Annotated in this window: 22 protein-coding genes; 3 read left to right on the forward strand and 19 right to left on the reverse strand. The window is 29.7% G+C overall.

Features of this window, described 5'->3' with window-relative positions:
* Positions 1-23 precede the first annotated feature (23 nt).
* From TD29_RS00720 to TD29_RS00790, 15 genes are all read right to left on the reverse strand, one after another.
* Positions 24-1031 (reverse strand): glycosyltransferase family 4 protein, encoded by a 1008-nt coding sequence (locus tag TD29_RS00720; RefSeq protein WP_040278178.1) that lies wholly within the window; start codon positions 1029-1031, stop codon positions 24-26.
* Positions 994-2346 carry an O-antigen ligase family protein gene (locus TD29_RS00725; protein ID WP_040278180.1) on the reverse strand — a complete coding sequence of 451 codons (1353 nt, stop codon included), beginning with the start codon at positions 2344-2346 and terminating at the stop codon, positions 994-996. The genes TD29_RS00720 and TD29_RS00725 overlap by 38 nt, the downstream gene beginning before the upstream one ends.
* A 65-nt stretch (positions 2347-2411) precedes the next feature.
* Positions 2412-3218, reverse strand: coding sequence for a transglutaminase-like domain-containing protein (locus TD29_RS00730; RefSeq protein WP_084203361.1), 807 nt, complete (start codon positions 3216-3218; stop codon positions 2412-2414).
* A gap of 173 nt (positions 3219-3391) precedes the next feature.
* On the reverse strand, positions 3392-4519 hold the full coding sequence (locus TD29_RS00735) for a glycosyltransferase (RefSeq protein ID WP_052466917.1): 1128 nt from the start codon (positions 4517-4519) through the stop codon (positions 3392-3394).
* Positions 4520-4522: 3 nt separating this feature from the next.
* Positions 4523-5623: a glycosyltransferase family 4 protein gene (locus TD29_RS00740; protein WP_040278181.1), complete on the reverse strand. Its 1101-nt coding sequence runs from the start codon at positions 5621-5623 to the stop codon at positions 4523-4525.
* 48 nt (positions 5624-5671) lie between these two features.
* A complete protein-coding gene (locus TD29_RS00745) occupies positions 5672-6949 on the reverse strand; it encodes a glycosyltransferase family 2 protein (protein WP_241485190.1) in 1278 nt (425 codons plus the stop codon).
* Between the two features lie 129 nt (positions 6950-7078).
* Positions 7079-8140 carry a glycosyltransferase family 47 protein gene (locus TD29_RS17750; RefSeq protein ID WP_161792594.1) on the reverse strand — a complete coding sequence of 354 codons (1062 nt, stop codon included), beginning with the start codon at positions 8138-8140 and terminating at the stop codon, positions 7079-7081.
* Between the two features lie 19 nt (positions 8141-8159).
* Positions 8160-9032 carry a hypothetical protein gene (locus TD29_RS00755; RefSeq protein ID WP_040278184.1) on the reverse strand — a complete coding sequence of 291 codons (873 nt, stop codon included), beginning with the start codon at positions 9030-9032 and terminating at the stop codon, positions 8160-8162.
* 2 nt (positions 9033-9034) lie between these two features.
* Positions 9035-10471 (reverse strand): MBOAT family O-acyltransferase, encoded by a 1437-nt coding sequence (locus TD29_RS00760; RefSeq protein WP_040278185.1) that lies wholly within the window; start codon positions 10469-10471, stop codon positions 9035-9037.
* A 7-nt stretch (positions 10472-10478) separates the two neighbouring features.
* Positions 10479-11651 (reverse strand): glycosyltransferase family 4 protein, encoded by a 1173-nt coding sequence (locus TD29_RS00765; RefSeq protein ID WP_040278186.1) that lies wholly within the window; start codon positions 11649-11651, stop codon positions 10479-10481.
* Positions 11648-12421 (reverse strand): sulfotransferase family protein, encoded by a 774-nt coding sequence (locus TD29_RS00770; RefSeq protein WP_394331528.1) that lies wholly within the window; start codon positions 12419-12421, stop codon positions 11648-11650. Before TD29_RS00770 ends, TD29_RS00765 begins: the two co-directional genes overlap by 4 nt.
* A 77-nt stretch (positions 12422-12498) precedes the next feature.
* Positions 12499-13554, reverse strand: coding sequence for a glycosyltransferase family 4 protein (locus TD29_RS00775; RefSeq protein ID WP_040278190.1), 1056 nt, complete (start codon positions 13552-13554; stop codon positions 12499-12501).
* An 85-nt stretch (positions 13555-13639) separates the two neighbouring features.
* Positions 13640-15052 (reverse strand): asparagine synthase-related protein, encoded by a 1413-nt coding sequence (locus TD29_RS00780; protein WP_040278191.1) that lies wholly within the window; start codon positions 15050-15052, stop codon positions 13640-13642.
* Between the two features lie 38 nt (positions 15053-15090).
* On the reverse strand, positions 15091-16005 hold the full coding sequence (locus tag TD29_RS17755; protein ID WP_052466919.1) for a hypothetical protein: 915 nt from the start codon (positions 16003-16005) through the stop codon (positions 15091-15093).
* A gap of 131 nt (positions 16006-16136) precedes the next feature.
* Positions 16137-17141: a glycosyltransferase family 2 protein gene (locus TD29_RS00790; protein WP_040278192.1), complete on the reverse strand. Its 1005-nt coding sequence runs from the start codon at positions 17139-17141 to the stop codon at positions 16137-16139.
* 219 nt (positions 17142-17360) lie between these two features.
* On the opposite strand from TD29_RS00790, the gene TD29_RS00795 reads away from it, so the two are divergent.
* On the forward strand, positions 17361-18215 hold the full coding sequence (locus tag TD29_RS00795; RefSeq protein ID WP_040278195.1) for a methyltransferase domain-containing protein: 855 nt from the start codon (positions 17361-17363) through the stop codon (positions 18213-18215).
* A gap of 13 nt (positions 18216-18228) precedes the next feature.
* On the opposite strand, the gene TD29_RS00800 is transcribed toward TD29_RS00795, so the two are convergent.
* Both TD29_RS00800 and TD29_RS00805 read right to left on the reverse strand, forming a co-directional pair.
* Positions 18229-19080 (reverse strand): glycosyltransferase family 2 protein, encoded by an 852-nt coding sequence (locus TD29_RS00800; RefSeq protein ID WP_052466920.1) that lies wholly within the window; start codon positions 19078-19080, stop codon positions 18229-18231.
* A 34-nt stretch (positions 19081-19114) separates the two neighbouring features.
* Positions 19115-19855: a sulfotransferase gene (locus tag TD29_RS00805; protein ID WP_040278196.1), complete on the reverse strand. Its 741-nt coding sequence runs from the start codon at positions 19853-19855 to the stop codon at positions 19115-19117.
* Positions 19856-20366: 511 nt separating this feature from the next.
* On the opposite strand from TD29_RS00805, the gene TD29_RS00810 reads away from it, so the two are divergent.
* On the forward strand, positions 20367-20711 hold the full coding sequence (locus TD29_RS00810; RefSeq protein WP_040278198.1) for a sulfotransferase family 2 domain-containing protein: 345 nt from the start codon (positions 20367-20369) through the stop codon (positions 20709-20711).
* A 6-nt stretch (positions 20712-20717) separates the two neighbouring features.
* A complete protein-coding gene (locus TD29_RS00815; protein ID WP_040278199.1) occupies positions 20718-21176 on the forward strand; it encodes a hypothetical protein in 459 nt (152 codons plus the stop codon).
* A gap of 78 nt (positions 21177-21254) precedes the next feature.
* On the opposite strand, the gene TD29_RS00820 is transcribed toward TD29_RS00815, so the two are convergent.
* Together TD29_RS00820 and TD29_RS00825 are read right to left on the reverse strand one after the other, a co-directional pair.
* Positions 21255-21941 (reverse strand): NAD-dependent epimerase/dehydratase family protein, encoded by a 687-nt coding sequence (locus tag TD29_RS00820; protein WP_040278201.1) that lies wholly within the window; start codon positions 21939-21941, stop codon positions 21255-21257.
* 6 nt (positions 21942-21947) lie between these two features.
* A complete protein-coding gene (locus tag TD29_RS00825; protein WP_040278202.1) occupies positions 21948-23084 on the reverse strand; it encodes a glycosyltransferase in 1137 nt (378 codons plus the stop codon).
* Positions 23085-23086: the final 2 nt, after the last annotated feature.

Here is a 23086-nt window from a genome sequence, read left to right on the forward strand (position 1 = left end):
ATAACATTACAATAATTATTTCGTCATATGACATCAGCCCATAGTATTTTAACTTTTTGCCAATCAAATTGCTCAACTTTAGTTCTAGCATTAGTTATAATTTGATGTCGCTTAGCCTCACTTTTAAACAATTCAATAACAGCCTCTACCATAAGATCAACGTTATCTGGTTCAACCAAAACACCATGAACATTATTCTGTATTAGAAAGGGCATACCTCCAACATTTGTAGACACAACTGGTAACCCTAAAGCCATTGCTTCAATGACACTAACAGGTGTATTATCAAAATTAGTGGTATTTATAAACACATTATACGCTTTTGATAACTCAATCCATTCTGTTTTTTTTAATTTCCCTGTAAATTTCACATTTAAGTTTAATTTGTTGGCTAATTTTTTAACATCAATAAAAGTCCCATCACTATCTGGTCCAACCATACATAATTCAGCATTAGGATACGTTACTTTTAATCGTTCTAAAACCTTAATTGCTAGTTGTGGATTATAAATTTTAGAAAAAGACCTTACCCATAACAATCTTGGACATACAAAATCCTTTTCAATGCATTTATAGTTTTCTATATTAAGTGTGTTAGGAATATACTTGACATTATTATAACCATTTTGGTTGAATGCGTCTTTGAGGTAAATAGATGGTGATACATTAAATTTAGAATTTTTAAAAACCATGTTACTCATTTTTGGATGTTTTTCTAATCTGGCAGGCAGATTTCCTCCATGTAAGATTGGAACATATGGTATTTTATAGCGCCTTGAAATTATACTAATTATCCAAGCGTAGTAAAAGTTTTGAGTACTATAAGTATCTATTAAAACAGAATCAATTTTTTCAGAATATTTAATAATTGAGCTAATCATATCAAATAATCTCAGCGCTTTATTGGTTTTAGAAGACGCGTAATAAATGAAGTAACCTTCATTTTCTAATAATGGTCCTAACGTTTGGATTCCTGATACGTTAGACTTATTATTACTTAAGTTGTTTCCTATGTATAGGATTTTTTTCATTTCTGACGTTTAATAAGGCTAAAGCATATATAAAAGCTGGCATAGCGATACGCATACCCGAATGATTAATAGTCGCAAACCAAAGACACAAAAAAGCATAGAAGAATATATTATTCTTATTTTGGGAGCGAAAATATAATGGTTTAAAAATTAAAATTAATAATATGATCACCCCAAACATACCATGTTCTGCCAACGTACGACTCACTTCGTTATGAGAAATAACGCCTTGGCCAGTTTTTTCAATACGTTGATCTTTAGCTCGACTAGAGCCTATACCCAAAATAGGACTAGACATAAAACCTCCAATTTCATTAATAAACAAATCACTCCGACCTGTTGATATATCTCCTTTCTCTCGACCTAACGAATCTTCATTAGAATAACGTTTATCTAACATACCTCCTGTTTGAGTTGAAGTGTAAAGCCAAATAGAAAAAATACCTATAAAAAATAAGAATAATAATTTAATCAGTTCGTTTCTTTTCCGTCTGTTTACATAACCATAGTAAATAACTAAAAATGCTAATAACCCAATAACAGCGGCAAAAACTCCACCTCGACTTAATGTCACTAGAGTTCTAAAGGTCATGATTCCAAAAAGTAAAATATTAAAAATTTTCAAGCCTAAATTAGGAGATTTCATAAAAAAACGAACAGCTAAAATAAACATCCCTAAACCAAAAACAGTAGCAACTTGATTAGCTCCAAATCCACCAGAGGCCTCTGTATTTGAGGCTGTATTTGTTATAATCTCCTTTATATCTGGCGTATAGAAAATATTATATGTCACATGTGTTATCAATGGAAAGAGAATAAATAATAATATAGTATCTAATTGATTTTTAGTTACCTTCCTATCATAACAAAAAAGTGCAGCAAAACCTAGACAAGCAGGTCCACTTAATACAAAAGCTATATTTGTTCTAAAATTAGCATCAAAACTCAATGTCGTTGACGCTACGAATATTGAAGGAATTAAAAACATCAGGTATACAAAGTAAGGATAGCCTTTTCCCGAAATCCCTTTATAAAACATACCAATTATCATAAAAAGAATCACTAAATACTTAGAGGCTTCATAAGAAACTGACCCCTTAGTAGTTCTCATAAAAACCTCTAAACCTACAAAATAGGCGCAAGCCTTTAATACTTCAAAAGTTTTTTGAGAATTTGCAGACATTACAATTTGGTAGAGAAAATAAAATATGGCACAAAAAAAATAAAGTTTAGCTAAAGTTTCACTGAAATAAATCAACATCCCGATCGCTGCATGTAGACCTATGGCAGTTATGTAGGTAATATTGGTTTTCAATGGTTTTTATTAAATTTTAAGTTACTCGAAAATTGCTAGTTCATAGAAATAATCCAAAAGGATACTTATGAAAATATTTTTTTATAATCGTCTATAGGGAATTTATAGCTATAACTTCTACCAGAAAGATATACAAAGAAATGAATAATAAATATAGGGACATAAGGTCCAGCTACTTTTAAATACCAATCATAAGTTTTATTACGATATTCACAAATTAAAAAAGGAGTAATATCTTTGTTTAAATAATTTTTCGTCACTTGTTCAAATTCAATAACCTTACCTTCTATAAAAGAGCGAAAGTTTACTTTTCGCTTTGTTCGAGATAATTCATAAAGCTCAATTACAGATAAAGGATGATTAAGTTCATTATAAAACAACATTCCCCAAGACGGGTCAATTAATACCCATTTATCCAATTCTCTTATATACACTTCGTTAAAGGAGTGCCCTCCATTATCTCTCCTATATGGCGCACTAGTAGTGCCCCATTCACGAACTTGTAAATCATTAATGAGGCAAAAATTATTATAAATCTGCGCCATGTCACTGCATACTCCCCCATTACCGTATAACATAGTATCTAAGGCTTTAGCTGAAGGCTCACTCAATCCAGGACCAACCTTAGTATGTTTACATAGCCATGATGAGAGTTTCTTTGCTGTATCTAAATCTGAATTTAGTTTTCCTTTTTGAAAAATTTCAGCATTTATGTCATAAAAGCACTTAGGAACCTCTTCCTTTAAATTCCAATCATTATAAGAAATCGAAGAGATTGCGTGTTCATCAGAATTCTTTGACAACAACCGAAACCGAGTCAGATACAAAAAAGGATGACGCTTTAAAGTCCAGCGTATTTTTTTTAGAAACATTAAGTGAAATACAATGAATTAATTGGCTTTAAAATTATCATTTTTTTTTTAATAGCTATAAGATATAAAAAAAAATCACTCATATATTTTTTACAATTGATTTCAAATTAACAAATCGACATTAACCGATTCCAACCAACTTGTGATATAATATTTTTTTCAAAGGTTATGCTTTATAATGTAATTTCAGTTTTAATACGATTGTTATAGTTATTAAAACTGAATTTTTCAACTTCTAAACGCTGATTAATCAACATTGTATAAAAATGATTCGGATCTACTTTCTTTAACTCTATAATTGCTGATTTTAATTTTTTTGCAGTTACCTCTTCCAAGCAAATACCGGTTTTCATATGTTCAATATATTGCCCGATAGATGAAATATTAGATACAATAGGAATACAACCAAAATTCATCGCTTCAGCAATTACCTTTGGGAAACCTTCAGATGCAGTTGTAGGCATTAAAAACACCTGACTTGCTTTATATATTTTAAAAACTTGTTCTCGAGACAAGCTTCTATGAAAAACAATATCTACTTCTAAATTTTCAGTAAGAGATTTAAAATAAGGCAAATCTGGACCATCTCCTACCAAGTGCACCTCTTTGATAAAGGCTTTTTCTTCAGCAGATAAGCCTGCAATGGCTTGAATAATTCGCTCCACTCCTTTAGGCTTCTCTAAGCGTCCAACAAAACAACATGTTAATTTATTTTTAATAGACTTTAGTTTCCCCAATGTTTCCCCTTCGATTAATTCTTGATCTGTTAAACAAGGATTTTCAAAAGTCAAACAATGTTTAGGTTGCTTTTCCCAACTTCCATTAATTGTTACTTTTCGTGACTGTTTTTTTAACATCCAACGTTGTAACCGATAACCTAAGGGTGGATTTTCTTGATTCCAGTTACCTGCATATTTAAACCAACCAGGTGTTTTAACGCAAAAAACCAAAAAAGGAATCACATATACTCCAATGCCTGTTGGGCCTCTAAACTGAAACCAATCGACTTTCTTTAAAGTTGCATTTACAATATGTAAAACTTTTGGAGACTTCCAAATGAGCTGAAGTTTGGCTCCAAGTGTTGTTCCTCCTAAAGCAGGCAAAGGCACAAAAACAATACGATCAGAAATATAAGGTAAGGCACTAGCAGGCGCTACAGTTTCGTGATACATAGCTACATGGTAAATGGTATCAAATATATCTAATAAATGGTTTAGCTCTGTTATGGTTGGTCCCCAACCTACAAGAGAACCATCTGCTGTTTTATAATGTTCTGTATGTGAAATAATAGCTAGTTTCATATCTTAAGCTTCAATAACGTCTATATAGCATTTAACGATTTTATCCCATGAATGTAAGCTAGCCCATGAAACAGCTTCCTCTTTATATAAATTAGGGACTTCCAAAATAGATTTCAATGCATGTTCAAATTCTGATATACTTTCTCTAGATACTAAAAATCCTGATTTATCATTTAAAATAGCATCTTCAATACCACAATTTTTAGATCCGATACTTGGTATCCCTAGAGCATTAGCTTCTAAAATAGCAATCCCAAAACCCTCAATATCTCCAGTACTACTTTCAGTACTCAACATTACAAATACATCTGTTGCTAAAAGCATTTCTTTTAATTTTTTAGAACTTAGTGCACCATGAAAAGTTACATGAGTATCAACTTTTAGGTTTTTAGCCTGTTTTAAAAACATATCTGCTTCTGTTGGAATCCCAACACAATGATAATGCAATTCTGGATACTCTTTTATAAGTGCAGGTAATAACTTTATAACTTCTAATTGCCCTTTTCTGGTACTCACTCTTCCAACGGTTGTTAGTACAGGATTACCTTTTAATGTTGCTTTTGTTAAGCTATCCATTTGCCAGTGACTCAATTCTATTCCATTAGGAATTACGGTAATTTCCTTATTTAAATGACTCACCAATTGTTTAGTATAATTAGATACCGCAACAATACTATCAAACCGTTTTAATGACATATTAATAGTTTTTTTTAAGCCAGCAGATTTAAAGTTCACTTCTGTTCCATGTATTACAGCCATCTTATTTCGTTTATAAAAAAGCGAACAAAAAGCTACATTCCAAAGTGAAAATTTCCCTGTAGTTATTACATAATCAGCCTTCTTAATACTTTTTATTGTTTCTACAATACGATTTAAATACATGATTGGCCTTACTCTTTTCAATGAGATTCTTTTTACTTCAAACGTTAAGGACGCATCAAAACTTATTTCTGATTCATTTGCAAAATCTCGTTGATCAGCAATCACAGTGACTTTATAATTATTTTTAGATAAATATAATCCTAAATAATAAGCGTGATTACCTATTCCTCCAGGCTGCGGAGGGAATTCAGATGTTACTATTAGAATGTTCTTATTATTCATTTAAATATTATAATCAAAATTCGAATTAAAAAAGTTTCCTTTATAAATTTATGAGATTAATTCTTCAATAATTGCTCCTTCTTTTAACTTATTACTAGCTAATTTCCAACTCTTAAAAACTTGAAAAATCACTAAAGGTAAAAGTAATAAAGACACAAAAACACCTACTATCATCAACGGTTTATTCTTTTTAAACTGATAAGGCATTATAGACAAAGGTATTGTTCTAAATAAGGCGGAAATAGTAGCCTTTTTTCCGAAATAACTTCTATAGAAATACAAAACAGAAGGTATAGGTCTTGGTGAAAACCATTTTTTAGTCCGAAAGGCATCCCAACTTCCCATTTCCCTAAGACCACCACTACCTGCTTTCACATCAATACAAGAAGCAAAAGGATTAGAAATACTAGGTATTCCTTCCAAATAAATCCGTAAGCCAAATTCACCATCTCCCATGCGCTGCTTTTCAAACTGCCTATCAAATAATCCTACTGAGTTAAACACATTTTTATAAAGCATGGCATTTCCTGTAGCAAACTGAGAGGCTAGAGAAAAGAAAGAACGTTCTTTTGGCATTTGCTGTCCTTCAGGATAAAAAACTCCTGCTGACACTTGGGCCTTAAAAAAGTCTAAACACTTTAAATGAGTTGAAATCCAATCGGGTTTAATACGAACATCGTCTTCAGACAAAGCTATGAACTTTCCTTTTGACGCTTTAATAGCTGTATTTCTAGCCAACCACAAAGCTTTTACTTCTTGATGAATGACATTGATGTTTAAATCAAAATTATTATAAAAAGAAGGTTGAAAGGGTTCTGATTGATCTACAACAATAATTTCAAAATTTGAGTACTCTTGTTTTTCGAAGTCTTTTAAAACATCCTTTAAAAAATCATACCTGTTTAAGGTCGGAATTACCACACTCACTAATGGTTCTTCTGCTACTAAATTAGACTCATAAGCTTGCCAAGCTGGATATAATAAAGGCTTTATTTTTCCTCTTTCTCTACCTATTTGGGATGTTCCAATCCAAGCTCGAATTTCAGTAATTGGATTATAGAAAGTGAACAAGCGTATGAACAAAACATAAAACACCCAAACTGGATGAAATTGTTTTCTAATAAAATGATAGTTATCGCGTATTGATACCGATTCAAAATGCGTATAAGTATTTGCATCTCCTACATACCCGGCTTTTATAGCTTGCCATGATAAATCATAATTGCATGCAACTTCAGATTCGTAATCTGTATCCTTAACAAGTTGCTCCAGCACACTTTCAGGTAGACCTGCTGCATCAGGAAAAACACTCTTCCTCGATTTCAACAATAAGCGAAAATAATGTGTAGGTTGTAAATATTTTAGAAATTCAAAAGGCATTTATAATATTTGCTCGAATAATTCAACAGTATTTGAATGTATAAAGATTATACTTTTTTATTTTTTAAACTAACGTCATTTTTCAGTTATTTCCTTATGCACATTAAAAAAGCCCGATAACGTTAATTTCTCCTCCCACAACTTACGGTTTTTTTTCAATAAAGCTCCTAAACTATCTTGATCTAATTTTTGGTGAAAATCTAATAAGATTTCAGCAGCTCTATGTCGGTCTTTATAATCTACCCAAACCACATGTTCTTTCCATTTAACATTATCTATCAATGGTAAATAGCCATCAGTATCTATATACAAAGGAATACGCCCCATCATTAATGTTTCATAAAAACGTACTGAAAAATTACCTGCTCCACGAATGCATAACACATATTGAGACTCTAAGATGTTATTATAAAAATCGGCTGTAGTACTATGCTCCTCTTTGTTTTGAGTAACACCTGCACGATACTTTTTACGCTTGATAAAATGACTATCAATAGCTGGGTTTATTTCTAATTGTTTCAATATAGAGGCTCTTAAATAACTAGCTGAAATGATTTTCTGTGGTTCTAGAAAACTTAATCCTATAAGACTTCTTAAATTTCTAACTATTTGTTTTGCCATTTCTTTTGTTGCACTCCAATTAGAAAGTTGAGCTTGCCCACAAAACCCTACAATAGGTTGTTTATTGAAGTTGGTATTCAAATACGTATCAATTAACTTATTTTCAATTAAATAATCATTAATAAATGATGGATAGCCAATATGACCAACTTGGTCATTACTCACATAACCACCTTGTCTAAAAACGATAAGATTTTTAAAACTAGGTAATTTCACTCCAAAATCGCCATTATTAATAGACCACACCATTTTACCTAACACATTAGCTTCTTCAATACACTTAAAAGCTAAACCCATTTTATTAGTAAGCTTATAATAATACCAAGACATAGGCAAAATAACGACCTCACATGCATCCATCGAATTGACTATAATAAAATCTTCGTCACTTACGCCATATATTTTTATCCGTTCAGTATCTGTAAAACCTTCCTTTTTTATAAACGGTTTCAATAATGGAAATACTTGACCTCTGTAAGATGGATTATTATGGTGAGGTGGATAGTAGAGTTTCATTTTCAAATTTACAATACTTTTAATTCTTAAAGTAAGTGTCACTAAATAAAGTCGTAAACTGTTTTGCGCCTTTTTCATTTAAATGCAAATGATCACTGAAACAGTTTATATCACTTATACTACTATAAAAATCGTGATAATTAGGCAATTGTTTCTTAAGCACCTCAGTATTAAGTTGGGTATTGAAATAAGGTGCTGTAAAAAAAAATAATTCAACCTTTTCTTTTTTACATATATCAATAATAGTTTCTAAATGCTGATTTTTTTTATCAATTATATGTAAAGCCATTGGTTTACTGTTTTCATTTATTTGACCAACCATAGGAGCAAAGCCATTAGTGGCCTCAAACATATTAGGTTTAAAAAAACTTAATACAATTTCTCGAAATCCTAATCTTGAATCAGACAACATATATCTATAAAACGGAAGGTATCGTTTGTAAACAGCTGCAGAGTCTACAGCTTTTATATCATTATAGATAGAGTCTTCTTTTATAAATGGTATCCAAGGGTTTATAGCCAATTTATTGAAGTTTTCAACATTATATCTATCATCCACCTGAACGAATATTTTTTTCGCTCTGTGTTTCTTAAAAAACTCCTTAACCATCAATTTTATTTCAAAATTATCAGCTGCAGGATAGGATAAATTAATACCATTTAAACCTGTTTCCTTTTTAATTTGTACTGGGTTTAAATGAAAAAACACACGAGAAGAGCCAAACAACGCGTAATCAAGTTCTTGATTTGGTTCTAAACTTCTCAACCAAGTCACTTTAGATCTAGCTTTTATAGGATGATTATATATGGTAGTATAAATTACATCCAAAACAAACAAAAGGATATAAAATGTAACTAAAGTAATAACTATGTTTTTAAAAAATGCTTTCATAATTAAAACTGGAAATAAATAAACTCATGAATATTTGAAAAACTACCAAAAACAACAATTAACATGATAATGAAAAACGTGAAAAATGTAGGATATTTTACATTTTTTAAAGGGTGTTCTTCTTGTCTTGAAAACCATTCGATAAGAACAAGTACTCCTATTAAAGGTATTATTTCAAACACAAAACGTTTAAATTTCAGTTGTTCATTCCAATGGATTGAAAATTCAAAAATCCTTTTGAGATACAACCATGCTTTTTCTACATTTTCTGATCTAAAAAACACCCAAGCAAAAATGATTAAACCAAATGTAGTAATCATTTGGAACACTTCTTTCACACTTGGTAACTTACGATTTTCTGCTACTACATTGGTATGACTTCTATTTTTATTTCGTAATAATAAGGGAAGAAAATAAATAGCATTTAAAGCTCCCCAAACGACGAAAGTCCAATTAGCACCATGCCAAAACCCACTCACTATGAAGATAACAAATACATTTCTAATTTGATTGCCTTTCGAACCTCTGGAGCCACCTAAAGGAATGTATACATAATCTCGAAACCAAGTAGAAAGTGAAATGTGCCAACGCCTCCAAAACTCAGCGATATCACGAGAAAAGTATGGCGTTGCAAAATTCTGTTTTAAATTAAACCCAAAGAGTTTAGAGGTTCCAATTGCAATATCTGAATATCCAGAAAAATCTCCATAAATCTGAAACGCAAAATAAAAAGCACCTAAAAACAAAGTACTTGAAGAGTAATCTGTGTAATTATTAAAAATATCATTGGTAAATTGAGCACAATTGTCAGCAATAACTATTTTTTTAAATAAGCCCCATATTATTTGTCTAAAGCCATCGATAGCTAGTTTAGAGTTGAAATTTCTCTTATTATAAAATTGGGGTAATAAATTTGATGCACGCTCAATAGGTCCAGCTACCAATTGTGGAAAGAAACTAACAAATGCTGCAAAGGATATAAAATCTTTTGTAGGTTTCAATTGTCTTTTATAAACATCAATAGTATAACTCAAAGTTTGAAACGTATAAAAACTAATTCCAACTGGTAAAATAATAGAAAGGGAACGTGCTTGAATATCTGTTCCAAAAAAGGAGAAAGCAGTTGTAAAACTGTCTAAGAAAAAATTGTAATATTTAAAAAAGCCTAAAAAACCTAAGTTCACAACAATGCTAATCCACAATAAAACCTTTCGTTTTACTTGTACCTCTTGTTTGGCTAACGCAATACCAACCACATAATCTACTAACGAACTAAAAAGTATTAAAAAGAGAAAACGCCAATCCCACCAACCATAAAATACATAACTCGCAAAAACAATAAACAAGTTTTGTAGCCTTAAGTTCTTGTTGAATACAAACCAATAAATAACAAAAACTATGGGTAAAAAAATCGCAAAATCTAAGGAGTTAAATAGCATCTTTTAATTATTGCGTATAAAATATATGGAAAGCATGTTTTTGATGGTTCAAATTAAATTGTTCTTGAACACGACTTACAGCTTGTTCAGATATTTTCACTTTTTCTTCATGAGTTAAACTTGTAATATTTATGATTCTTTTAGCCATAGCTACAACATCAAAAGGTTCAATTAACCAACCAGTTTTAGTATCTAAAATATTCTCCTGAAGTCCACCAACCTTAAAAACTACACTAGGAATTCCTAAAGCCTGAGCTTCTAAAACTGCATTGCAAAACCCTTCATTTACACTAGGCTGAACATAAATATCTGCTGTTGCTAATATATTTAATGTTTCGTCATGAGAGTACTTCCCTTTTAACATCACATGTTGGTCAAGTCCTTTTTCGTAAATATGATACAGATACTTTTCCTTATCGGAATTTGTTCCAGCACCAATTAACTGCCATTCAAAATCTAAACCTTCATTTTTTAAATGTGCAGCAACTTCTATTAAATAATCGATTCCTTTCATCCAATTAAATCGAGCAATGGTTATAATCGTTAATTTATTTTCAACCTCATTAACAATCCTTTTTGGTAACGTTTTTATATTGACAGCTGGAGTTATAATCTTCGAAGGAGTTTCTTTAGACAAGCCGAGACTATTTGCTTTTACTAATAGATATTGAGATATGGATTGCACCTTATCAACCTGCTGCCATAACAAATCATAGCAACCCGGATGTTTTAAAGGATATACATTAATATCAAAACCCCTAAAACTGACAGCCATTTTTGCGTCTATTGCTTCGGCTACAAATTCCTTATTTAAGGCTAAAGTAGCAAATCCAAAGTGTATCCAATCTCCTTTAAATTTAAGTAATTGAGCGTTCAAATATATTTTTTCAAGAATCCGTCTTGAAGAATTCCCTTTGCTTTTCTCTAATTTAAAATATTTTGAAACCGCTCGTATATTAGATAACAATAGAAACCCTATCCAAATCATCTTAAAAATTTGAATCAAAAAAAATCGGTTAAGTTTTGGACTTTTAACATGTTTACATAACGTATATGTTTCTTGACTAGAACTTGTAAACAATGTAACCTCATGTCCATTTTCTTGTAAACCTTTTATTTTAGAATTAAAAAAGGTTTCAGAATAACCAGGAGGTTGAGCTAAAACTAAAGCTATCTTCATACACCTATTTTTCTATCGTATAAATCAATTTTAAATATATCTAAATATTGATTGATCAGTTTAAATTCATCTTTAGAAAAAAGATACCTTTTACTTCCCCCTGTAATTACATTGCTTTTAGGATGAGTTTTACTAGAGGGCTGAGTAAAAATTGTATTCAAGTTATCTAAAGGTTTTAAATTATAGCGCTTACAAAAGCTTTTAAATAAGTTTATATCTCCTTTAAAATCTTCATATTTATAAATTTCAAAATCAGCTTGCTTCTTGTTTAAAAATGGTACTGAATTTTCAATACACCAACGAATGCATAGCTTTTCTAAATTACTCAAGTTTTGTTGTTTATTTAAATCAAAGTTATACGTTTTTAATAGTAATTCACATAACGCCTTTTGATTTTCGAACCTACTAAGATCATAAAGCCATGGAAATTTAACACGTTGTTGTGAAGCTAAAACATCATATGGATTTCTAACAATTAACACCGTAGGAATGTTAAACCTTTTTACCATATAATGTACAGATAAATTACAACGCACAAATTTAATGATATGTTTTTTAGGCACAAAAGGCCATAAATGACGTTTCCATTTCCTATTACTTACTTGTGCTATCCAATCACAATCTACTCTATTAGCAAAAACTCGTTTTAAGTATTTATCTATGCTTACTGAACTAGTTTCAGGTGTTAAATATTGATCACAAATTAATTTTCCATGTTTGGTATTATACTCATGTTCTGGTTCGAATAACAATCTGTAACGATGTTTCAAAGCTATAAGCTCTGAAACCCAACTCGTACCACTTCGCGCAGATCCTAGAATAACAATATGTTTATAATAGCATTGCACTATAATTGTAAATATAAAGATTCATAAGCTTTTACTTCCTTTAATAAATCAAATTTTCTTGCCGTTAAAGTAGCTTCTTTCTTTTTTTGATGAAAATACTCTTTATTATTAAAAAATTTCAAAAGTGACTCTTTAAATTTTTCAGGTTGATTTAAGTTAAAAACAACACCTCCTTTTTCTTCTGCTAAAATGTATTGAGTACCACCTCCCGATTCTGAACATAATACAGGAACACCACAGGCAAGTGCTTCAAGAATAGATACGGGCAATCCCTCACGCCTAGAAACCAATAAAAACAAATCAAAACCATTTAAAAGCTCTGGCAATTGATCATTTTCTACAAATTCACGGAGATGAACACGATTATGCAACTGTTCCTTCGTTATAAAATCTTTTAGTTTAATTAAATATACAGGATCAGCATTTCCAAAAAGATATAAATGGATTGCCTCGGGTAACACTTTAAGTTGTTCTAAAATAAAAAGTTGATTCTTATTGTCTCCAATATTCCCAATGCAACACATTTTAAAAACACCTTCATCTTTATGATTAGATTCAATTGGTTTAAACTGGACTAAATTGATACCATGATGAATAAAACTCACTTTGTTTCGTAAGAGAAAATGGTTAAAAAAATTAGATTTCATTTTAGGATGGTTGTAAGCTATATGTTTTGATAGCAGGCTTTTTAAAAACCATCTTTTAGACCATGCTGCATTTTTTTTTGTGTACAAATAAGGAGTAAATGCTAACCTACATGCGATAGGCTCAATAAAATTAGATTTATAATCCCATGAATGAACTAAATCAATTTTAAAACGGTATAATACTTTTGCTAAGCTATAAATGTCTTTAAGAAAACTCCCAGTGTAATCTATCAACATTTTATGGTCATCTGGCACTACATTTGGAATTAATTCTTGACTTTTTTGAACTCCTATAAACACATCAAAATGACTTTTATCTAGCTTATCTATAATGGCTAACAAGACATATTGACTTCCAGCGGTATCAAAATTAGGAATGGTAAATAATATTCTTGTTTTTTTTGTCATAAGACCTTTAAAATTCAAAAATACATTTTTAAATAAACTTTAGATGTGCAATTGTCGGGTTAGTTATACTAGATATGATTTAACTTTAGGAAGAAACACTCTTAAAAACAGACTCCTTCCTTTCTTTTCCAAACCATAATGACAGTGTTAAAAGCATACTGACCGAATGAGAATAAAATACAGCATCTTTATTTTTAAAGTTTTCATACATGACGTGAGCGATATTACTTCCTAAAAACATTTGAAAATCATTATCAAAAAGATGACTTTTTAATTTAGATGCATTATCGTTTCCTAAAAATTGAAGTTCCCAATTTCGCTGGATGTATTTTTTTCCCATAAGACCTTTAATTTCACGCTGTAACTTACTTTTGATACGATAAGGTAAAGATTTTGTCAATTGAGTTTCATTATAACTGTATAAATTAAAAGGCATGTGATCTTGCCATTCAATTTTGGCTAGTTTTGGGTTACGCTTTTTTATGTATGCAATTTGAAGTCTTCGATCTCCCAAATAGGCTTCTGGAATTTCACAAATAAAACGACACATACGATCATCGTAATACGGTAAATTTATGGGATGCGCTGCTTCAAAAAACCGCAAGCTTACGGAAGTCCAACGAGGTGCCCAATACAAACTTTTAAAAGCACGTATTCTAGCACTTTTATCTGTAATATCTATTTGGTCTAAAAGCGTTTGAATACGTGTTTTTAAATAACTTTCAAAATCGCCTTCTAAATCCCATGATTGCCACAATCCTTTTGCTAATTCAAGCCCTCCTTTTTTAATTACTTTTTTATAAATAAGTTCTAAATCTGATAAATCATTGTCTTTAACAGCAATACCTCTATCAAATAAAACATCTCCCCAATGTCCTAAAGAAAATTCACCCTTCATAGTTTTAAACTGATCTAAAACAGCCATTTGACGAGGTAGTGTAAATTCAGAATAGCATTTATTTATACTCGCAGCTTGATCTAAGCTATTCCATAAATAATTAGGCGGAATCAAAAACGAATCAAAATCAAAGCCACAAGCGTTGGCTATCTGTTCACTAATTTTATGTTCTTTAAAGCCTCCTGAAAACGAATAAGAATAACTATGCACATCTGCATTTAAATGCTTTAAAGCAACAGCCTGACTCCTACTATCCAAACCACCTGACAAAGGCAATAACATCTTTTTTCCTTCTACCTGCTCTTTAACTATACTTTCAAACAAGTTGGTAAATTCATCTAAAGCAGTTTGAAATGAAATGTCTCTAGGTTTATAAAACCAATTAAAAACTTTTTCTTCGCTTATAACATAACCATTATCATCTAAAACATAGGTTGTACCTGGTTGTAATACTTTTTCATCCTTCCAATACGTATCCTCTCCTAAAAAAAAACCGATAGCTGCAAATACACAAATAGCTTCATAATTTGGAGTATGCTCTCCATGTACTTTTGCAAAAGTCTGTTTTATTGGAATTATGGAAGTGGTAATTGTTTTCATGTTGAACTAGAGTTAAAATATTTTTATCTTAGAAAGATTTACTCGGTAAAAGACTTAACATTGACCCCAAAGTAATCAAATACTTCTTTTATCTGCCTATCATTATCACTTTCAAAAACATTTATCGAGTATAAATTCTCTTTTTGAGATTCTGGAACCTCTATAAATTGTTTAAAATAAAAATCTGTAAAAGCAACAGGCACATTACTAGAAACCTGACCTGCTTTCAACCAAATATCATCACCTATACAATTCGTTTTTTTAATTCCTTCAAGATCATAAAACGATTTCTTAAAAAACCGAGGTTGATATAATACTCCTCCAACGCCTGTTGAAAATATTTTTTTAGAAGGATTATCACTATTTACACTATTTATTCTCCACTGTCTATAAGGCTTATAATTTTTATTCTCCATTTCCATATAACGCACCCTATTTGCAATTACACTGTTTGGATATAACTTATGGTTTTCTAATAATATCTTTAATAAATTTTTAGGATATATAACATCATCATCAATCGTTACAACTAAATTATTAGGATATTTCTGAAAAGCAAAATAATATTTTTTGTGCGCTTTAAGATCTTTACAAAATTCAATTTCTAGACCTAAAGGTTTTAAGTCTAATAATGAGTTAGGCAAGCTACTTTCACCATCTGGAAATTGTTCTTCCCCTAACCACAAAATTATTTTTTTTGGTTTTTCTGTTTGATTTAGAATACTTCTGATTGCTAAATAAACCACATCTATTCTTGCAGGAAAAGAAGTTAAACTGACTATAAGGTTGCTTTCTGAATCAACTCCTAAGGAATTTATTGAAATATTTTTATAATAACCTATCAACCTTATTTTTAAAAATTTATAAAGTTGCCAATACAACCACCTTATTAAATTATTCTCTTTTTTTGCAGGTTTCTTGGTTAAAAAGAAGTTATATAGAAAATGAATCATGTTTATTTTAATTTAAGAAACACTATATATGTAGTAATGATTTGCTTGAATAGATATAAAGGTTTTAATCTTTATTTGTTTTAATTGCATGAATAAACAAGATTCTAACATCGCTTTTAAACATAATTCTTCTATTTTAAATATTTAATTTCATCAAAAGTTTTCACTACTGAGACAACTTGTTTTACAGCACTTTGACGCCTTTTTAAAAAAAATAATTTTTTATTTTTAGATAGTTTCTTTATGTTTTTAGATGTAAACAGAAGATTATTTTTAAAATACTCCTTAAGTTCAACTTCTGAATAACCTTGATTGTTAACAACATCTTTTAATAATAATTTTAAGGATTCCACTCGATTTCCAGATAAGAAGTGTTCAGGATGTTGACTGAAATTTCTAAATTTTTTAATAAAATCTTCGGCATCATAAGCGTGATAATGTAAAACATATCCGTCATTTATGTTTTTAGGTTGATCATCATTTTTATGGATATATCGATGCACATTATGAGGAATTAAATCTGAGTTTATGCGAATTGCACCTTTCCCCATAGTTTGTCCGTACCAATAATAATGCTTATCAAACTTCTGGAGACTAGGATTGTAAATCTTCCTAAAAATACTTTCCCCTCGATATTTAAAATTTTTCCGAGTCTTAAAAAGGTCTGCTTCTGCAAATACATTTTCAAAATGTTCCTGCTGTTGTAAAACTTCAAGCGTTCTAAAATTTATAACATCTACAGAATCATCTTGATTATTAAAAAATGTTTTAAGGTTAGAACGTTTATCTGTTTGGGTAGCAATCAACTCATCGGCATCAATAGATATTAACCAATCAAAACCTAAGGCTTTACTTTTCTGAAGTGCATCATAGGTATTTAAACATTGCCTAGCCGTATGATGCTCTTCTGCTTGTGATGTAAATTTATTTAAATAATCTAAATTTTTATATACTTCAGGGTTAACCGAGTCTTGGCTATCTACAAAATCAAAGTCTTTTATAGTTTCCTTTCCATCATCCGTTGTACCATCAAAATACACAAAGGCTTTAGAAACTCCTATCTCGTAATGATAACGCAAATTATCACGTAAGAGTCTGCTTTCATTTTTAACAGTTAAAACAACGGCTATTTTCATTTAATAAATTTAACGTTTTCAAATATAATACTTCTTACTAAAATACTACTAGTTGTATATTTTACTTCTAAAAAATTAATAAAACTAACTTAGTGATTAATATAGTTTTAAAAAAAACCTTAGTTTCGGGCTCAAATATTTTAGGTGTTAAAAAAAAAGTCTAATAAGGTACGCTGTTAAAAAAGCCAACTTTCTCAATGTGAAAAATTAATTAAAATTATGAAGAATAGAGTTAGATTTTTATTAATTAGATTAGTTCAAAAGGACTTTTTTTGGAAAGCCCTAAAACCTATAGCTTCCGTTGGATATTTTTTATTTCGAAAAAGAAGGCAATATGAATTAGCACAAATTGAAATAACAAAGCAACGTTCAGTTATGGAGATTTTAAACTATACCTTAGAAGTACTTAATGGTCCTTTTAAAGGAATGACATATCCCAGTTTACAATCTGTTGGCAGTACTTTATATCCAAAACTTTTAGGCTCTTATGAAATGGAGATTCAATATCAAATAGAAGATTTTGCATCTAAAAACTATTCTGAAATTATTGATGTAGGTTGTGCTGAAGGTTATTATGCTATTGGTATGGCATTAAAGTGTAAATCTGCAAAAATCTATGCTTTTGATATTAATGAAAAAGCAAGGCAGTTATGTAAGGAGATGGCAGTACTAAATGGTGTTGACAAACGAGTTTTTGTAAAATCAGAATTTAATGCTGAAAAGCTTAAAAATTTTGAATTCTCAAAAAAAGGATTAATTATCTGCGATTGTGAAGGCTATGAAAAGTTATTATTCAATGAATCAAATATTAGTAACTTAAAAAATTGTGATTTAATTATTGAAACTCATGATCTGATTGATATTGAAATAACGACTTATTTAAAGAAATTAATTAAAGACACACACAACATAATATCTATATACAGTAAAGATGATATTCACAAAGCTTTAGATTTTAATTTCAAAGAATTAGATGGACTAAACCTCAAAAAGAAACGAGAAATACTAAGTGAAAACAGAAAGGCTATTATGGAATGGCTGGTTTGTATCCCAAAAGGAGATTACAAAAATTAATATAAGATATTACCTAAACGAACAACCTCAACTTATATCTAAAAAACAATAACAAATATGGTAAACTTCGCTTTTTCTTTTGTGAGACTCTATTACTTACACGATTATAAAACTTAGCAACATAACGCTTATACATAGTTTTTGAGACTAAGCGATTGTTTTTTGCATAAGAAATAAATTTAGAATGCTCATTAAAATAGCTTGAATAATAAGCGATACTTCTATCATTTAATTTAGAGATACTAGAGTCACTTTGACGGAAATAATTAATTGTAGATTCGTTTAATACTATTTTTGAATCTAAAAAAAATTCAAAATAAAACACCCTATCACCTATTATTTTGAAATTAGTATAAAACCCCTCATTTAAATCTGTAAGTTTTGATGCTTTAAAAAGCACAGCGCTCACGTTTAAAATTGGGCAATATAATATACTATCTTTTTGTTTAGCCTCATCAAAAACGGGATGTAAAACTTCATTATCGCTGGTGCCTTTGTAATAAGCCATAGTTTTTGCGACTGCTACATCAGCTGATTCTATACACTTTAATTGTGTTTCTAAAAAATTAAGATCACAAAAATCATCACTTTCTGCAATCCAAATAAAATCTCCTTTAGCCAATTTTAAGCCTTTTTGCCATTGTATAAAAGGAGAACCACTGTTCTTTTTGTTAGGAATAAAATATGACACTTTAGGATGCGTTTCATAGGTCTTTAAAATATCTAGACTTGTGTCTGTTGAGCAATCATCAAGAAGAATAACTTCAAAATTTTCATACGACTGATTAAAAATGCTATCCAATCTATCTTGTAGATATTCTGAATGGTTGTAATTGGGTAAAATAATAGAAACTAATTTTTCCATGAAATTTATCTTATAAAAACATCTTAAACAGTTTTTATTTATTTCTTAATAAACTATTGTAACATTTAGTTTTAAATCTTTTAAACAGTGATCTTTTGTATCGTATCTTACTTCTTATCTCTATATATTTATTGTAGTCAAAAAGATTTCTGAGAAAAAACTTAACCAATTTATTTAAACCAAAATATCCTTTTACAGAAAGTTGAGCACTTTTAATCTGTTTTTCTTTAAATGAATTTGGAGTTTTATTGGCTATTGGAAATTTCTTATATCTAATTTTTAATCCAAGAAATTTTTGCAATTTAATTGCGTCTTCATGGTTTCTTACATCAACTTTTATAAAATTTGTCTTGTCTTCAAAATATTTAAAAACCCTTTTCTGATGAGATTTATACTTTTCTAAATAAAGTTCAGGTTTATCTAAACTATTCGGATCTCCATAAAAATGTCGTCTGATTATATTATTATATCTATCTTCTCCATAAAACCTTTGAACACTATCAAGCCAAGAATTTTCTTCTCTGCTTAAATAAATAAATTTCGCATTAGATACTTTTGAATCTATATATTCAAAAATCTCATACCAAGGATCATCTTGAAAAACATCATATTTATCGATACATTCATCAATGTTTTCAAAATCATTATTCATGTAATCATAATATAGGTTAGTATCGGGACCTGTTACCAGGTAACCGAATTTCTCTAACATAACGATCACACTAGTAGTGCCTGTTTTGTGAAGTCCTATTATAAAGATTTTAGATTTTTTCACTAACTTTTTAATTCAAACAAAAATAGATTATACAATTATATTATTAGTCAATTATTTTAGAACAACTAAAACGTCTTCTCTAAACCATCAGCCTAAAGTTTCGACACGACTGATTAAAATACAATTCAATCTATTCTGCAGGTATTTTGCATGATAGTAATTAGTTAAAATAACAGAAACTAATTTTCCCATAGCGTTCAAACTTATAAAAAAAAGCAGAAAATTGTATTTTAAATTTCATCTAAATGAAAAAAGTTTACTTTAATGATGAACATTACTTGATAATGAAAAAATAATTTTAAAAATTAGAGTTCATTACTCATAATTAGAATTCTTTATTCGATTAATTTTCCTATCTTATTACTTATAACACAACAAATAGAAACTGCCACTTTTAGATCTATTTTTGAATTCAATAACGGTTAAAAAATAAACACAAAAAAATAACAGATCAAAAAAAATTGATGTTTAAAATCACTCTTATTCAGAAAAAGGTTAGTAATTTTAAATTATGAATTATAAGTCAAAAGACAATATCATTTTCTTACATCTTCCTAAAAATGGAGGTATGACTTTTAACAGGTTAATCGATAGATTGTACCCTAAAGAAATGGTATACCACATTAAGGTAAAAAACAACAAAACATTAACTACACAAGATTTCATAGACCTTCCCGAAGTTGAACGATCTAATATACAGGTATTAAAAGGACATATGTACTATGGCTTGCATGAGCACCTTACTGGAGACTCTAAGTACATCACTTTTTTAAGACATCCAGAACAACGAGTTTTATCTTTCTACAATTTTGTAAAAACCCGACCTACTCACAGACTCTTTGATAGAATACATTAAAATAATATGTCTTTTCATGATTTTGTTGAAAACATTGATGCGTCTGATGTAAATAATGCACAAGTTAGATTAATCAGCGGTCTTAAAAACGCAGATGATAAAACCATGTTAACAACTGCTTTAGATAATATTGACAAGCATTTTTCTTTTGTTGGGCTTCAAGAAAATTATGATGAATCACTTCTCTTATTACAAAAGTTATATGGTTGGAGTATGCCTTATTACAATTATAGAAATAAAACAGATTCGTCTAAAAAAATAAAAACTATAAGCGGTGAAACAAGAGCTTTAATCTTAAAAAAAAATGCTGCTGATGTAAAACTATTTAATCACATACAAAGTAAACTGACAAAACAAATAGAAGCAGAAAAAAATATATCTTTTCAACTTTTAAAATTATCATACTCAAATAAAATTGCTAAATCAATTTGGGGTAGACGCTTCTTAAAAGTTTTCAAAATTTAAAAAATTTCCGATTATTTTTCACTAGAAATTGCTCTTTCTTAGATCGAGAATTGATAAAACTCTTAAACAAGATTGGACTTAGTAATATTTTCTCAAAAGGGTATTAATATACTGTAAGCCTTCACCTTTTTTAGATTCAATTACAGAGAGTTCATCACTAATATCACATGTGTCAATTTGTAATTCACATCCTTTTGAAATAAGTTCTTTTCTACTTACTTTACCTAAATAGTGTTCAACTTGAGCTAAAATATCGACTACAAATTCGCTTTTTCTTACAGCAATATTTATAGTTTTATTTTTTGTTCCTAAATGAATTTTACGTTCTACAATAAACTTAACATCCTCTATATCTATTATATTTCGCTGTGCTTGTTTCCAAATCTTAATGGGCTGGACATTAGTAACAGCGTTTGTAAAATAATTAATTAACGTATTAGGATTACCTATTTTACCAACCACATTTGATACACGAAAAATGATATAGTCTGTACAATTATTTCTCACAAGCTCTTCCATTTCAAGCTTATGCTTTACATAGGCACTACCTAAAATAGAATCATCGTAAATACTACAGGTACTAAAATAAATGGCTCTTTTAAACGTATATTTACTTATAGATTCTAGGAATAAGCGTTTTTCCCTTTCAAAATCCTCATGGTTATTTGCGGATGAGTTAGACACTCCAGAAGCAAAAATCAATACTTCTTTATTAAGCTTATAATTTGAGAACGTTCGACCTATTAAACCATTACCTACAACCATAAATAATTAGTTTTCAATTAATTTTTCTATAACGTTAACAATGTGAGGTGCGTTTACAGCAACATCATGACTTGTAATGGACTTCGCTTTTATATAATTGGCATTAGTATCTAATAGCTCTCTATGGTCATAAAAGTATTGAATTTTATCTACAGCAGCCTCTATATCTCCATAAGGAATTACGGCTCCTACTTTATCATCAATAAACTCTTGAGCTCCACCTGCGTTTTCAAAACACAAAATTGGTATACCATAGGATGCAGCTTCTATAAAAACCATAGGATAAGGATCTTCTCTAGAACTTAGAAAAAATACATCTATAACACTAAAGTATTTAGAAAATTCTGGAGTTGGTGGTACCATTTTTAATTTAATGTCTTTATTCGATTTTTCTAAGTCGTAATTAAGCATCTCTATTAAACTTTGATTACTTGCTCCAACCCAAAGGAAAACAATGTTTTTTGAAGCTAATCTACTTGCTGTTTTTGCAAAAAAATCGGCACCTTTTCTCCAATTCAATTTCCCCATCATTCCAACGACCATAGCGTTAGCAGGTATTGAGAGTTCTTTTTTTATGCTTTCTGAAATTTTAAAATTTTTGTCATTACTTTTTAAATCTGCAAAAGAATTAACGACACTTGTTTTTGAAGACTCTATTTTATGATTATTAATAAGATTGTTTTTCACCATATGAGAACCACATATAAAAAAATCTGAATGCAATAATGTACCCTGAACTACACCTATTTTTAAATAACTACTAATACTATATTCCAACTCATGAATATAAGAAATTACAGGTACTGATGCCGTTTTTAAAAATTCAATTTGTTTCCCATTGACAATTGTATTTGAAAAAATCAAATCCCACTTTGTCTGCTTTAATTCAAATTTAGCTTTTCTGTTATTGATTTTACTCCATACACTATTCAATAATTTAAATTTGGTATCACTTTTATGATTTAAAATTTTAACATCAATTATTTTTTTGAAATCATTGATTAAAGGTCCACCTTTAACGGCGAGTAATGTTATTTTATAAGTATCGCTTTTATGCTCAACAAACCAATTTATTAGGTTTAACAATAAAATGGGCGCACCTGTCCGACTCCCATCATTTGTAATAAATAATATGTTCTTCATGC

This window comes from Psychroserpens damuponensis (genome assembly GCF_000826655.1).
GTDB classification, from domain to species: domain Bacteria; phylum Bacteroidota; class Bacteroidia; order Flavobacteriales; family Flavobacteriaceae; genus Psychroserpens; species Psychroserpens damuponensis.

Bases quoted from the DNA above. Each gene is read 5' to 3' on its own strand.
- TD29_RS17755 (WP_052466919.1), bottom strand. From the start codon at position 16,005: ATGATTCATTTTCTATATAACTTCTTTTTAACCAAGAAACCTGCAAAA.
- TD29_RS00800 (WP_052466920.1), bottom strand. From the start codon at position 19,080: ATGGAAAAATTAGTTTCTATTATTTTACCCAATTACAACCATTCAGAA.
- TD29_RS00730 (WP_084203361.1), bottom strand. From the start codon at position 3,218: ATGTTTCTAAAAAAAATACGCTGGACTTTAAAGCGTCATCCTTTTTTG.
- TD29_RS00795 (WP_040278195.1), top strand. From the start codon at position 17,361: ATGAAGAATAGAGTTAGATTTTTATTAATTAGATTAGTTCAAAAGGAC.
- TD29_RS00740 (WP_040278181.1), bottom strand. From the start codon at position 5,623: ATGAATAATAAGAACATTCTAATAGTAACATCTGAATTCCCTCCGCAG.
- TD29_RS00815 (WP_040278199.1), top strand. From the start codon at position 20,718: ATGTCTTTTCATGATTTTGTTGAAAACATTGATGCGTCTGATGTAAAT.
- TD29_RS00755 (WP_040278184.1), bottom strand. From the start codon at position 9,032: ATGAAAGCATTTTTTAAAAACATAGTTATTACTTTAGTTACATTTTAT.
- TD29_RS00825 (WP_040278202.1), bottom strand. From the start codon at position 23,084: ATGAAGAACATATTATTTATTACAAATGATGGGAGTCGGACAGGTGCG.
- TD29_RS00765 (WP_040278186.1), bottom strand. From the start codon at position 11,651: ATGAAGATAGCTTTAGTTTTAGCTCAACCTCCTGGTTATTCTGAAACC.
- TD29_RS00810 (WP_040278198.1), top strand. From the start codon at position 20,367: ATGAATTATAAGTCAAAAGACAATATCATTTTCTTACATCTTCCTAAA.
- TD29_RS00775 (WP_040278190.1), bottom strand. From the start codon at position 13,554: ATGACAAAAAAAACAAGAATATTATTTACCATTCCTAATTTTGATACC.
- TD29_RS00820 (WP_040278201.1), bottom strand. From the start codon at position 21,941: ATGGTTGTAGGTAATGGTTTAATAGGTCGAACGTTCTCAAATTATAAG.
- TD29_RS00790 (WP_040278192.1), bottom strand. From the start codon at position 17,141: ATGAAAATAGCCGTTGTTTTAACTGTTAAAAATGAAAGCAGACTCTTA.
- TD29_RS17750 (WP_161792594.1), bottom strand. From the start codon at position 8,140: ATGAAACTCTACTATCCACCTCACCATAATAATCCATCTTACAGAGGT.
- TD29_RS00720 (WP_040278178.1), bottom strand. From the start codon at position 1,031: ATGAAAAAAATCCTATACATAGGAAACAACTTAAGTAATAATAAGTCT.
- TD29_RS00780 (WP_040278191.1), bottom strand. From the start codon at position 15,052: ATGAAAACAATTACCACTTCCATAATTCCAATAAAACAGACTTTTGCA.
- TD29_RS00760 (WP_040278185.1), bottom strand. From the start codon at position 10,471: ATGCTATTTAACTCCTTAGATTTTGCGATTTTTTTACCCATAGTTTTT.
- TD29_RS00735 (WP_052466917.1), bottom strand. From the start codon at position 4,519: ATGAAACTAGCTATTATTTCACATACAGAACATTATAAAACAGCAGAT.